19 protein-coding genes and 1 tRNA gene are annotated in these 12,248 nt (G+C 30.0%); 7 read left to right on the top strand and 13 right to left on the bottom strand.

Annotation, left to right across the window (positions count from 1 at the left end; all coding sequences use genetic code 11):
• The 5 genes from ssb to ACOMA7_RS00565 all read right to left on the bottom strand — a co-directional run bounded on the left by ssb (position 1) and on the right by ACOMA7_RS00565 (position 2,462).
• Positions 1-417: a single-stranded DNA-binding protein gene (ssb, locus tag ACOMA7_RS00585; protein WP_421391342.1), complete on the bottom strand. Its 417-nt coding sequence runs from the start codon at positions 415-417 to the stop codon at positions 1-3.
• Positions 410-1,156, bottom strand: coding sequence for an ERF family protein (locus ACOMA7_RS00580; RefSeq protein WP_421391340.1), 747 nt, complete (start codon positions 1,154-1,156; stop codon positions 410-412). The genes ssb and ACOMA7_RS00580 overlap by 8 nt, the downstream gene beginning before the upstream one ends.
• A 12-nt stretch (positions 1,157-1,168) precedes the next feature.
• A complete protein-coding gene (locus ACOMA7_RS00575) occupies positions 1,169-2,032 on the bottom strand; it encodes a DUF1351 domain-containing protein (RefSeq protein WP_421391338.1) in 864 nt (287 codons plus the stop codon).
• Between the two features lie 13 nt (positions 2,033-2,045).
• Positions 2,046-2,216, bottom strand: coding sequence for a hypothetical protein (locus ACOMA7_RS00570; RefSeq protein WP_421391336.1), 171 nt, complete (start codon positions 2,214-2,216; stop codon positions 2,046-2,048).
• Between the two features lie 102 nt (positions 2,217-2,318).
• On the bottom strand, positions 2,319-2,462 hold the full coding sequence (locus tag ACOMA7_RS00565; protein ID WP_421391334.1) for a hypothetical protein: 144 nt from the start codon (positions 2,460-2,462) through the stop codon (positions 2,319-2,321).
• Positions 2,463-2,529: 67 nt separating this feature from the next.
• Here ACOMA7_RS00565 and ACOMA7_RS00560 point away from each other — a divergent pair, with 67 nt between their 5' ends.
• On the top strand, positions 2,530-2,673 hold the full coding sequence (locus ACOMA7_RS00560; RefSeq protein ID WP_421391332.1) for a hypothetical protein: 144 nt from the start codon (positions 2,530-2,532) through the stop codon (positions 2,671-2,673).
• Between the two features lie 42 nt (positions 2,674-2,715).
• On the opposite strand, the gene ACOMA7_RS00555 is transcribed toward ACOMA7_RS00560, so the two are convergent.
• The gene (locus ACOMA7_RS00555) at positions 2,716-3,432 is read right to left on the bottom strand and encodes a Rha family transcriptional regulator (protein ID WP_421391330.1); all 717 of its coding nucleotides are present in this window, start codon (positions 3,430-3,432) and stop codon (positions 2,716-2,718) included.
• Positions 3,433-3,443: 11 nt separating this feature from the next.
• Positions 3,444-3,668, bottom strand: coding sequence for a helix-turn-helix transcriptional regulator (locus ACOMA7_RS00550; RefSeq protein WP_057198074.1), 225 nt, complete (start codon positions 3,666-3,668; stop codon positions 3,444-3,446).
• 137 nt (positions 3,669-3,805) lie between these two features.
• Between ACOMA7_RS00550 and ACOMA7_RS00545 the strand changes: the two genes are divergently transcribed.
• From ACOMA7_RS00545 to ACOMA7_RS00530, 4 genes are all read left to right on the top strand, one after another.
• Positions 3,806-4,432, top strand: a complete 627-nt coding sequence (locus ACOMA7_RS00545) for a LexA family protein (protein ID WP_140968198.1) — start codon at positions 3,806-3,808, stop codon at positions 4,430-4,432.
• A gap of 84 nt (positions 4,433-4,516) precedes the next feature.
• Positions 4,517-4,765: a hypothetical protein gene (locus ACOMA7_RS00540; RefSeq protein ID WP_421391327.1), complete on the top strand. Its 249-nt coding sequence runs from the start codon at positions 4,517-4,519 to the stop codon at positions 4,763-4,765.
• Positions 4,766-4,815: 50 nt separating this feature from the next.
• The gene (locus ACOMA7_RS00535; RefSeq protein ID WP_421391325.1) at positions 4,816-5,484 is read left to right on the top strand and encodes a hypothetical protein; all 669 of its coding nucleotides are present in this window, start codon (positions 4,816-4,818) and stop codon (positions 5,482-5,484) included.
• Positions 5,485-5,494: 10 nt separating this feature from the next.
• On the top strand, positions 5,495-5,899 hold the full coding sequence (locus ACOMA7_RS00530; RefSeq protein ID WP_421391323.1) for a hypothetical protein: 405 nt from the start codon (positions 5,495-5,497) through the stop codon (positions 5,897-5,899).
• A gap of 31 nt (positions 5,900-5,930) precedes the next feature.
• Here the strand turns inward: ACOMA7_RS00530 and ACOMA7_RS00525 are convergent, their stop codons facing one another.
• The 4 genes from ACOMA7_RS00525 to ACOMA7_RS00510 all read right to left on the bottom strand — a co-directional run bounded on the left by ACOMA7_RS00525 (position 5,931) and on the right by ACOMA7_RS00510 (position 9,340).
• Entirely contained in the window at positions 5,931-7,082 is a 1,152-nt protein-coding gene (locus ACOMA7_RS00525) for a restriction endonuclease subunit S (RefSeq protein ID WP_051961179.1), read from the bottom strand.
• A 439-nt stretch (positions 7,083-7,521) separates the two neighbouring features.
• Positions 7,522-8,454 (bottom strand): hypothetical protein, encoded by a 933-nt coding sequence (locus tag ACOMA7_RS00520; protein ID WP_421391320.1) that lies wholly within the window; start codon positions 8,452-8,454, stop codon positions 7,522-7,524.
• Positions 8,442-8,939, bottom strand: a complete 498-nt coding sequence (locus tag ACOMA7_RS00515; RefSeq protein WP_421391319.1) for a Panacea domain-containing protein — start codon at positions 8,937-8,939, stop codon at positions 8,442-8,444. Before ACOMA7_RS00515 ends, ACOMA7_RS00520 begins: the two co-directional genes overlap by 13 nt.
• A 173-nt stretch (positions 8,940-9,112) precedes the next feature.
• Complete coding sequence (locus ACOMA7_RS00510; protein WP_421391317.1) at positions 9,113-9,340, bottom strand: hypothetical protein; 228 nt, start codon at positions 9,338-9,340, stop codon at positions 9,113-9,115.
• A 345-nt stretch (positions 9,341-9,685) separates the two neighbouring features.
• On the opposite strand from ACOMA7_RS00510, the gene ACOMA7_RS00505 reads away from it, so the two are divergent.
• Entirely contained in the window at positions 9,686-10,225 is a 540-nt protein-coding gene (locus tag ACOMA7_RS00505) for a helix-turn-helix domain-containing protein (RefSeq protein WP_421391315.1), read from the top strand.
• Between the two features lie 83 nt (positions 10,226-10,308).
• Positions 10,309-11,457, top strand: a complete 1,149-nt coding sequence (locus ACOMA7_RS00500; protein WP_421391313.1) for a site-specific integrase — start codon at positions 10,309-10,311, stop codon at positions 11,455-11,457.
• Positions 11,458-11,603: 146 nt separating this feature from the next.
• Here the strand turns inward: ACOMA7_RS00500 and ACOMA7_RS00495 are convergent.
• Positions 11,604-11,690: transfer RNA gene (locus tag ACOMA7_RS00495), tRNA-Ser, on the bottom strand.
• 32 nt (positions 11,691-11,722) lie between these two features.
• Positions 11,723-12,241, bottom strand: coding sequence for an adenine phosphoribosyltransferase (locus ACOMA7_RS00490; RefSeq protein WP_034531719.1), 519 nt, complete (start codon positions 12,239-12,241; stop codon positions 11,723-11,725).
• Positions 12,242-12,248 lie beyond the last annotated feature (7 nt).

Below are 12,248 nucleotides of genomic sequence, written 5' to 3'. Positions count from 1 at the left end.
CTAAAATGGTAAATCATCATCCGTAATATCAACTGGATTACTTGGGTTATCGAATGGTGACATATTATTTTGTTGTGTTTGTTGAACTTGGTTATCTTGTCTTGGTTCTAACAATGCAAATTGTTCAACTACAACTTCTGTGATATATACTTTCTTTCCGTCTTTATCGTCATAAGTTCTAGTTTGAATTCTTCCATCAACACCAATTAATGTTCCTTTATGGGTAAAATTAGCTAGGTTCTCAGCGGTTTTCTTCCAGACAACACAGTTGATGAAGTCCGCTTCGCGTTCGCCGTTTTGGTTGGTAAATCTACGGTTTAACGCTAATCTAAAGTTACCAACTGCACTACCAGATGGTGTGTATCTCAAATCAATGTCATCTGTTAATCTTCCTGTTAAAACTGTTCTATTAATCATTTGTCATTGCTCCTAACTTTGTAATTTGTCCTTTTACTTCTGCCTCTACATAACTATTAAGGTTAGCTAAATCATTTGCTCTACATTTCTTAATATCGTCAATCTTGTAAATTTGCTTTGCTTTAACAAATATTTGTTGAGCGTTTTGCTTACCAATTTTTTCAATAGCTTGTTTTGCATTGTAGTTATATCTAATTTCTTCAGCCATTAATTTTTCTGATTCATTTAGTGGCTTTGATTGGTTTGTATTTCTTTTAGTGGTTTTTGGTTGTTGTTGATAATTACGCTTTTGATATCCGTTATTTTGCTTGTTATATCCATTCTTTGAAACATTTGAGGCATTATTACCATCGTCATCTTCATCGGCGACAATCGCTAAATTTGTAGTTAATGCATAACGTCTTGCATAAGTTGATGCCGATCCAACTCCCTGAGCAGTAATTTTTTCAAGTGGTAACACAATCGGGTTAAACTTAATCATCCCTAAATTTGAAATGATAATTGTTTGAACAGATAGTGCTTTACCTTCGTTATTAATCCCAAAGTCTTGGAAAAAAGATAATCCTAATGGTTCTAATGCTTCGACAGCAGTTTCTTGTACGCTTTGTAGTGAAGCATAATTACTTTTACTAAATGGATTATTTTTGTCCTTTTTCGGCTGCTTAACATTCTTTTGAAACTCAACCATTTTCTTCATCAATTCAAACTTGTCTTTATCTTCTTTGACTACGAATTCCACTATGATCAACTCCTATTCTGCTAATTTAAAATTAATATCATGTTCTTCCATGAATTTAGCTAAGTTAACTAAGTCTTCACGCTTACCAGTAACAACAAGATTGTATGTTTCTAGTTTTTCAACTTCTCCAGTTTCTGTATCAACTAATTTGTCGTCAATAACCTTGGTGCGTTCGTCTTTAGCTTGCTTTTCAGCTTGTTCTTGCGCCTTTTTAGCTTCTTGTCGAGCTTGTTCACGTTGAACATCTTGTTCCATGCGCTCGGCAACTTCAACTGCTGATGAACCACCCTTTAATTGATAAAGGTATGCATCTGGATTCACGCCAAACTTTTCAGCAAACTTGATAACAGTCATGGTATCTTGTTCTCTTCGAAGTTCTTCAGCATCTTCTAACTTGATTGCTTGAATTGCTTCATCTTGCCAAGTCTTCTTGCTCGTTGACTTATTCAACCATTTTGGATTAATAGCAATATTTTCAGCATCTGCCATGTGGCCTTCACAAACTTCTGTGATGAATGATCTAATTTCATCTTCTTTAGCTTTAGCAGCTCTTTCGTCATAATCGTTTAGTTGCACCTTAAGATTATCGATTACTTGGCTAAGTGGTTCTTCAATCTCTTTGATTGACACTTCAAATTCTTTTAATGGTTGTTGATATTTTTTCTTGTATTCTTTACGCTTGTCTTCAAGTTGCTTTAACAATCCATTTAATTCAGTTTTAGTTTTCTTATCACTCTTAACTGTGTCGTCAGTGATAATTAAATCTTTGTATTTGTCTGCAATTTCTTTAACCGCATTCTTTAATAGTTCAGCATTTTTAAGTTCTAACTTACCTACTTGGTAATCTACTGTTACATTGTTACTAATTTCTTGCATTTCAATTCCTCCATTACAAATCTTGAATTCTTTGACCATCTTCAGTAGAATTGAAGTTAATCAAAGCATTTGATGTTATTACAAAGCGGTCGTTAATGCCCCACGCATTAGCGGCTTTTTTTGATTTTCTTGAGTGTCTCTTGTTTAAGTAGATGAAGAATTTCATAAGTGAATTTAAAAACATCAGCAAACTTCTCCTTCCTTTCCATAACGAATATTGTTGTTGGTACAGCGAACAGCCATCCCAAAATGAATTCCATAGTTGAAAGTTGCCATTCAGCAGATGTCATTGTTTAATCATCCTTTCTTTAGCAATTTGTTGATCTAGTTTTCTTTGAAGAATTTTTACTTCTTCTTTTAAGTTTTTAATTTTAATTTTTTGAGATTCTAGAATTTCTAGTAAATCTTTATTTGCATGATAGTTTTTCATATCTAATCACCTTTTTATTATTTATAGTTGTATAATTTAAACATCTCATTATGAAAGAGGTGTTTAAATGCCTGAGAAAAAATCTTCTAATTCTAAAGCTAGTCAAGCAGGAAAGGATTTGCGCAATTCGAGACTTTCAAAAAAGAAAAGGTCTAAAGCCGGACATTTTCTTGCTGAATTGAGAAAGAAAATTAGAAGAAATAAAAAATAGTATAAAAAGCAGTTTTCTACATGGAGTAGAAGCTGCTTTTTTCTATACTTCTACTTTCTTATTAATTAATTCCATCTTTGTGGCTGTTGCAGGTTCCCATGCATAGATATATTGCATGACTTTTCCAAAATCTTTATTTTTAATTTGCGATCTTGCGCTAACCCCTGCAATTCTCTTGATACCATGATTAATATCACTGAATAGTAATGAAACATTATTTTTATTTCGAGAATATCTTCTATCATCTAGGTATTCATAAACTTTTTTAGAAACAAGTCTTCCAATTACAGCGTATGAACCATTATCAAGCAAGACATTGTTTTTTAAATCATTAACATCCTTTTCAATTTCTTTAACTCGTTTAACGGTTCTATTTGTAACTTCCATAGTTAACAATAATTTTTCTTCTGGCGAATTTGGTAATTGTGTTTCATTATGTTTCTTGATATAACTTTCCATTTTATTAAAAGCTTGGATATAATCTAATTTAAATTCCTTAGCTTTTTTACCAGTAAAACCAAATGCAAGTAATGTAAAACCATCTTTAGTCATGTAATACTTCTTATATGTTTGCTTGTTTTGAGGATGTACATAACTAGATTTTAAAAACATTTGGGTATCGCCAATTTTGGCTGACCCTTCGCTTAGTAATTTTTCTATATCTCTTACTACTTTTGAATTTTCTTTACCAAACTTTTTTGCTACTTGAACTGAATCAGTTACAGCTTGATTGTTTTTGACTTCTACAATATTTTTCATTTCATATCTCCTTAAGCGTGTAATTTTGTACTGTTAAACTGTACATATCTAGAAAAAATAAGATCATCATAATTTACATGGAAAATTTTTACGATACGTTGAACAACATCATTATTTGGTACTGTTCTGCAGTTTTCATAATTTGCCCATGCTGTACCAGTTACTCCAACGATTTCAGCCATTTGGCTTTGTGTAAAACCGTAGTTGACTCTAAGTGCTTTTAAAGTAATTCTCATTGTTTATCCCCCTTTCTATGTTTATTATATTAATACTGTTAAACTGTATTGTCAACAGTTTAACTATACAATTTTATATTTTATATTGCAAAATATACTGGTAAGCAGTATTATATATATGAAAGGTGGTTATCAATATGTCAAATCTTGGTAATAAAGAAGCCATGAGTGACAATTTACACCGTCTTTTACACGATAGAGGAATAAGCCAAAGAAAAGTAGCTAACGACTTAAATATAAGTCCTACTACATTTTCTAGTTGGGTAAATGGTATTTTCTATCCCAGAATTGATAAGATAGAAAAGTTAGCAGATTATTTTAACGTTAAGAAATCTGCACTTATTGAACCAAATGGTGATGATTCCGAAATCAAAGTGTTTAAAGATATTACTCAAGTTCCTGTTATTGGTGATATTGCTTGTGGTGATCCAATCACAGCAATACAAAACGTTGAAGAGTATATGCCAGCACCTTCATCATCATTACCTGTTGGTAATAATTTTTATCTTCGTTGTGATGGAGAATCAATGAAACCAACTATAAATAATGGTTCATTGGTTTTAATTCATGAACAACCAACTGTTGAAGATGGAGAAATTGCTGCTGTACTTATCGATGGAGAGGCAACTCTAAAAAGAGTTAAGCATCAGGGTAAAACTATTATTCTAATGCCAGATAACAATCAATATAATCCAATAGTACTAACGGACGATATTGATGCAAGGATACTTGGAAAAGCTGTACAGGTTGTAAATAGTCTTTAATAAAAAAGCAGAGCATTTTAAATGCCCTGCTTTTTTATTGTTATAAATGATATAATTATAATAATTTAATCAGGAGGTATTAATGTGGTTAAATACAGATGTCCTTGGTGTTTAAACACTTTTAACGACCAATTAAGATTCTGTCCCTACTGTGGGAAAGAAATTAGTTATTCTGAAAATGATTTAAATTATATTAATAACAAATCTAAATCAACTACATTTTTTGAAGCTCTTAATGATTTAGGAAATGGGTTTCTTCAAATTGGTTATGGTTGCGGATGTGGCTGTTTAATGTTAATTGTATTCGTTTTTATCATATTAATCATTTTATAAAATTGAATAACAAAGTTTAATTATAATTATTTTATTAAAGGAGTTTCATTATGTACTTTATATCAATGGTGTTTGCATTTTTATTTTATGCTTCAATAGTTATCTTTTTCGTTAATCGTCATAAATACAAAAAAAGTGATTTAGCCATATATAAAAAGAATAGAAAAAAGATTCTTATTGCTATGGTTTCATCATTTTTATTAAGTGGTCTATTTTATACAATATCACCTCAATCAAAACAGGATGCTATTCAAGATGCGCGTGAGGAAAAACAAGATGATAAAAAAGAAGGATCTTCAAGTTCATCTACAAAAAATGTTAAAAAAGAAACAAAAAGCTTTGACTATTCTAAATATAAAGACTTTAATTCTGAATACCCTAATAGTTTAAGTTCATATAATGAAAATGATTTTATGGCAAAAAATGTTAAATTTACTGGTAAAGTTTATGGTTTATCTGCATCGTCACTTGGATATCAAATTATATTAAAAGATAGTAAAAACCATTTAGCATATTTAACTTCAGATGGAAAGCAATCTGGTAAGATAACTAGTTTTGACTCATTAACAATCTATGGTTCAACAAATGGTACATCTAAAATAAGTAAAAACGATTTTAATCGTTTCGATAACCAAATAAAAGATAATGATTTAGGAAAGCCAACAATTTTATTAAACTCTGATAAAATCATTGTTCATCATGATACTAATATAAATTAGGAGATTTTGTATGAAAATCAACTATTATAAACCAGTATACGATTTAATTGCAGATAAAAATCCAATTAGAATGTGTTTTGTTTGGAAAAAAATTAATAAAGATGAAGAAACTATTCAAAGTATTGACACAAAGGTAGTTTTTACCTTCAATGTAGAAACTAACGAAATCAATGAAAACGTTAAACATATGTTGTCTGATCCAATTCATTTATCTGTAAACTCACTAACAGATAGTGTTAGCTATAACAAGCTTGCAAATAAATTGATTAGATTTGCAAAAAATAATTCTATCCCAGAATTAGACTTGGAAAATATAAGATTAAAATTTTATTTATGTGATTTAATTAAGGGTACTGATGAGTATGGTAATCCATTTATTAGTATCTCTGCAATTTTTAGAGAATTTATATCTTAGTAAAAAGGAACAGTTAAATACTGTTCCTTTTTTAAATAAACATCTTTTGTAAGTATGCTTTCTTCTGCTGCTTTAATTGATTTAGCTTATTGGATTGTTCTTCAATTAATTTATCTAGCTTAGCAAAGAAATCACCTATTTTTTGTTGTTCTTCATGGTTAGGAAGCAAAAAGTTGAATCCATTAATTTCTGATTTTGAAATATTTGGTTGAGCACCCGCTACTTTTATTGAATTCATGTTTTTATAGTAATTATTACTTTTTAATAGACAATAAACAAACGAATTATCATAACGAACATTTGTTTTAAAATACCCTACTCGTTGATTCAAATAAAATCCATTCTTTTTCAACAATGAAATTTTTCCAACCGTTGCTCCTGACATTGCAATCAAAATACTACCATTGTTAACTACAAATTTTCGTAATGATTCACTTTCTTTATAATACTTGAAGTCTCCGCCAATATTACCATTATTTAAAATATTAGAAATCCTTATAATAGGTAAACCATCAGAAATAAATTTATCACTTTTAAATGAGTATCCTGTTTCCAAGGGGGCAATTTCTTCAATACTTTCTTCCTTCCACTCCCCACTAAAACCACTAAATCTTAATCGAGGTACTGTTTCACCCTCTTGGGGGAACATCTTCTGTAAGTATCCACGCTTTAGTTTCTTTAGTTGATCTACCTTTTGGGTTTGAAGTTCAATTAGTTTGTCTAGTTTTGTAAAGAAATCACCTATTTTTTGTTGTTCAATTTTCTCTGGAATTGAAACAAATATACTCTCGATATTTGTACTAGTTAAACTAGGAACACCTGTGGATGTATTATACTTTAACCATTCGATTGTATTAAACAAAAAGTATACAAATTTTGCGTCACTATTACTTTTTATTTCACTGTAAAAAAGAGTATCAACTGTCCAAAAAGGGGTATCCATATACATGGGTTTATTAATTGTTCCCTTCCTACCAATTAATACACTTTCCTTATCATATAAAAAAGAATTAGTTCGGCCTATTATTCCTCCTGTTCCCAATATTGGGTATTTTCCTTCACTAACTTCAACATTTTTTTGAGACTTTCCATTTTTTATTTTTAATATATCTCCTATATGTAACAATTTGAAGTTATTACTAAATCCACTAAACCTTAAATCAGGTAAATTTTTATATGCCATAATAAACAGACTCTTTCCTAAATATGTATTAACTAATAGATATTTTAACATATTAGCAATTATAAAATTTGACAAAATAAAAAAAGCAGATAAAAGGAACTGCAACTATTATTTATCTGTTCAATATTATAACTTCAGTTCCCAAGTAAGTGCTTTTTATTTTTGCTCTCTATGTTTTGAATATTCATACACTGAAATTAATTGAATCAATCCAACTGGAATTATTATTCCCAAATATCCATACAGATAATAAAGCTGAACCGCGGTTTCACATATTACACATAATATGAATATTAATAAGTATATATCATTTAGAGATGAGAGATGATTGCCTATATACGCCCTACTGTTAGGTGTATTGACTACAATTATTATTAATTTAATTTTTGTTTTAATTAGCTACATATAAAAAAAGCACCTTTTAATAAGGTGATTTTTATTAAAAGAACATAATTAGAATTGTTCCACCTGCTAAAATCATTAAACAAAAAATAGAAATAATTATCATTAATTCCTTCGAATAATGATAATCATTATCTTGTACTTTATTTGTTAAATTATCTTCATCATTATAATTATTCATTCGCATCAACTTATGAATACCAGATAGTAATGCTAAAAGTAACAAGTAGGTACCAAATATATATAATGATCCTAATATCAAAGCACTACCTAATGAATGATTGTCTTTTGTAGCGTTTTGTCCAAATACATTACCAAGTAATTGCAATCCTCCAAATGTTGCAAAGGTTATAGCTGTGAATATTCCTAAAATAGATATAAAGTCAGTGTAAATATTTCCCTTAACACTCTTCATTTCTTTAGAGTACCCTGAAACAGCTTTTTTAGCATCTTTAATATCATCAGAATACACTTCAATATCATCTTTCACTCTATTAATATCATTGGAATACATTTCAATATCGTTTTTTACTTTATTAATATCGTCTTTAGCTTTATCAACATTTTGTTTGGCTTTAGTAGAGTCCTGTAGCGCACTTTTAGCCATTTCTGAAGCTTTTTTAGATTCTTGCACAATATACTTCTTTTGTATTATTGATAATCTAATATGCCTCAATATATCAGATGATAATTTGTCAAAACCTTTTTTGAATTTTTCATCATCAGCGTTGGAAGGTATAGCACTATAAATTTTTTGGTGAACTTCTTCATACAAACTATCTAGCTTATCATCATCATCAAGTTTATAAACATATTCACTAATCAAATCATATGGAACATGTTCATTTCGTGCTATAAATAAAATAAACAAACTAAGAAGATTTTCACTTTCTTTTTCATCCAAATTGCCACTTTTAAAGATAAAATGGCAAATAGCTTCTTCACTATTATTATGATTTAATTTTGCCAAAATCTATTTCCTCTGTAATATTTTAATGTTTCTTCATTTGAATATTCTCCATTATTAGGCAATTCCTTCCACTGAGTTTCTTTGTGAGATTCATTAACTAAATCAAATGGATTAAATATTAAGAATTCATTTATATGATTATTGATAAACTCTTTTTCCTCTTCATTTAAGGAATTAGTATCTAGGCCTTCAGAAACATCTATATCTACAATATTATTATTATTATCTCTATGAATATTGATATGCTTCATATATGATTTTATTGGACTAGCATGGTTTGAAGAATACTCAAAATATACAGTTCTTAAAACTGGTCCATAATCCCATCTTTCGAATTTTTCATCTTCAATTAGAGATTTACCAGAGTGGATCAAATAATCTGCATTCAAAAAATACATTACTTTTTGGAGCATTAAATTAGAAACTGGTTTGTTTAATTCATTAGCTTTCATTATGATGTAATCAGCTAAATCCATAGCTTTCATTTAAACCCCTCCTAAAAATATACGTCATGACGTATATTAATCTCAACTGATTATATATCCTATGGTAAAAAACTGTCAATAGAAATAGATGTTTACGTAATTCCAAAAAAGATATTTAATAAAAAAGGAACAGATTAAATCTGCTCCTCTTTTAAATACCGTCCCCACAACGATTATTGTTCTAATAAATACTTATTAACTTCTTGTTTGTTAAAGAAATATGCATCCACGTCAGTAATAAAGTGAACTGGTAACCCATCCTTTAACATCTTATCAAGTGTTGGATAACTAACACCTAACCATTTTGCAAATCTACGCTTACCTTTTATCCATGGATTATCATTAATTTGTTCAATGTGATCAAGTAAATCATTTAAACGTTTTGTAGTAATTTCATCCATTTCAAAACCTCCTTTTGAACTTAACCATTCAACAAGCTTTGATTCAGTTACATCATATATCTCGTAATTACCATTAAACATTATTGAAATAGTACTTACTGATATTCCAGTTTCTGCCGCTAATTGTTTTGCTGATATGTGTAACTCCCCACACTTCCTCATAACTTGTTTAATTACGAATTCACTCAAATAAACATCTCCTTTTGAATACTTTAGTACACAAAATGAGTACTTCTATACACATGATATTAACACTAATATATCATTTTGAGACACAAAATCATAATAAAGTTGTATTTTTGAAACTCAAAGGTTACAATATGTAACTGTTAAGGAGGTGAAATTATGATTGAAAACAAGTTAAATGTTTTGCTTGCAGAAAGACAATTAACTGCAATTGATGTTTACAAAGCTACTGGAATATCTAGAAAGTCATTAGGTAACATCATTCACGGAACTAATCCAAAAGCAGATACCTTAAATAAGTTATGTATGTACTTACACGTTACTCCAGCTGAATTCTATATATATAGCCCATATGAGCTAATTTTTAGCGCTGTAAGCACTGAAAATAAAAATGAATATAAATTATTCACTTCAATTGTTCATTACCAAGAGGAGTCATTAATTGAGTCTACTTTCGTCATTGATCAAGTTAAAGATAGAAATTATGTTGTTTCATTTAATGATTCAGCTGATCTGATGGAAATTATTAATAAGCAAAACATAATCTTCCATAATAGACTAAAAGAAAGAATTGAGAACGAAGTAGAATCATTGATCTGTATGGAAAATGATTTCATTGAAAATACTAAAGGTAAAGTATATGTAACTTATAAAATGCCATGGATATCAAGCTACCAAAAAATTTATTCTCGTAAATAATGTTGTAATTCACTCAAATAAACAAAATAATACTTCTATTCCATTTACATACCGTCCCCACTGACGTGTGTAGGAGGAGTATTATGGCAACAATTAAAAAGTATAAATTAAAAAATGGTGCAACAAGATACATGTTTAGTGCATATATCGGTAAAAATATCAATGGTAAACAATTAAACACAACTAGACGTGGATTTAAAACAAAAAAAGAAGCACAACTAGCTTCTTCAAGAATATTAATTGACATCAGCAATGGTAAAAAAGTTACTAATGAAGATGATATTCTATTTATAAACGTATATGAGTCTTGGCTAGAATCATATGTAAACACTGTACGTATTTCAACATATTCAAAAGCCGTTAGAATATTTGAAAACCACATATTACCTTATTTCAATAACATCAAAGTAAGCGAGATCAAGCCAAAGGATATACAACGTGTTGTAAACCAATGGTATAAGATTGCTGAATGTAACTATAAAAAATGGTTCTACTATCTTCAATCAGTTTTAAACTATGCAATTAAGAATGATTATATAACTAACAATCCATGTAAGATGGTAACTTTACCAAAGAGAAAGCAAAAACCCGGAAATAAGCCTGCTAACTTTTGGACTAAAGAAGAATTACAAACATTTTTTAATTGCATAGATAAAGATAAAGAACCTGAGAAGTTTACTTTATTTAGATTATTAGCTTTCACTGGTATGCGTCGTGGCGAATGCCTTGCACTAACTTGGAACGATGTAGACTTTAACAAAAGTACTATTCATATCAACAAAAATCTAACTCAAGGTATGCATGGTGAACAAATCATTCAGCCTCCTAAGACACAAAAAAGTAACCGAACTATCATTATTGATAATCCAACGTTACATTATCTACAAAATTGGAGACTGAAACAAAAACAATTGTTTCTAACTTTTGGCTTTAATACCTTTAAAAAGAATCAATTAATATTTGCATCTTCAAAGAATAATTACAAATCTTTAAATCAACCTGGAAAGTGGTTAAATAAGATAATCAATGATCATGATTTAAAGAAAATCACTGTTCACGGCTTTAGACATAGCCACGCATCAGCATTATTCGCAGCAGGTGCAACGATAAAAGAAGTTCAAGAAAGGCTTGGTCATGAAGATGCCCAAACAACTATGAACATATACACTCACGTTACATCTAAGCAAAATAAAAATGCAGTTAAAAAATTAAGTAGTTACTTAAATTTCTAACTGCATAAAAAATGACGTAGTTTTGACGTAGTTTATAGTTAATAATAACTAACTATAAATGACTGATATGTACACCACAAATGCTTATAAACACCGTCACGTTAACGTCCATTAACAGTAATTGAACGGTATGACATTGTGGCTAAAGGAGAGTACAGGAGTCGAACCTGCCCGCCGGTGTTACCGGGTCGTCGGATTTCGAGTCCGATGCATTACCGCTCTGCCAACTCTCCATAAAAAAGGATGCACTAAGCATCCAATAAATTTAGTATTTTAGTAAACTAAGAATATCGTAATCCTTAATCTTTTCTCTACCCTTTAATGCTTCAATTTCAACAATGAAAGCAGCTCCAACAACAATTCCGCCTAGTTGTTCAACAAGCTTGATTGTTGCTTCAATTGTTCCACCAGTTGCAAGTAAATCATCAGTAATAAGAACTCTTTGGCCAGGCTTTACAGCATCAGAATGTAGGTAAAGTGATGACTTCCCGTATTCTAATCCGTAAGAAGCACTAACTGTCTTACCTGGTAATTTACCTTTCTTTCTAGCTGGTACGAATCCAATGCCTAAATCATAAGCGACTGGACAACCAACAATGAAGCCACGCGCTTCGGGGCCAACGATTAAGTCGACTTTCTTTTCTTTAGCATATTTTACTATCTCATCGGTAGCTTGGTGATATGCTTGTCCATCTTCCATTAATGGTGAGATATCTCTAAATAAAACACCTGGTTCTGGAAAATCTTCGTAACTTGCAATGTAGTCATGCAAATCAAGTGCCATTAGCCAA

Origin of the sequence: Apilactobacillus intestinapis (assembly GCF_049166695.1) — a bacterium.
GTDB classification, from domain to species: Bacteria; Bacillota; Bacilli; order Lactobacillales; family Lactobacillaceae; genus Apilactobacillus; species Apilactobacillus kunkeei_C.
This window is presented reverse-complemented; position numbering and strand designations above follow the sequence as displayed.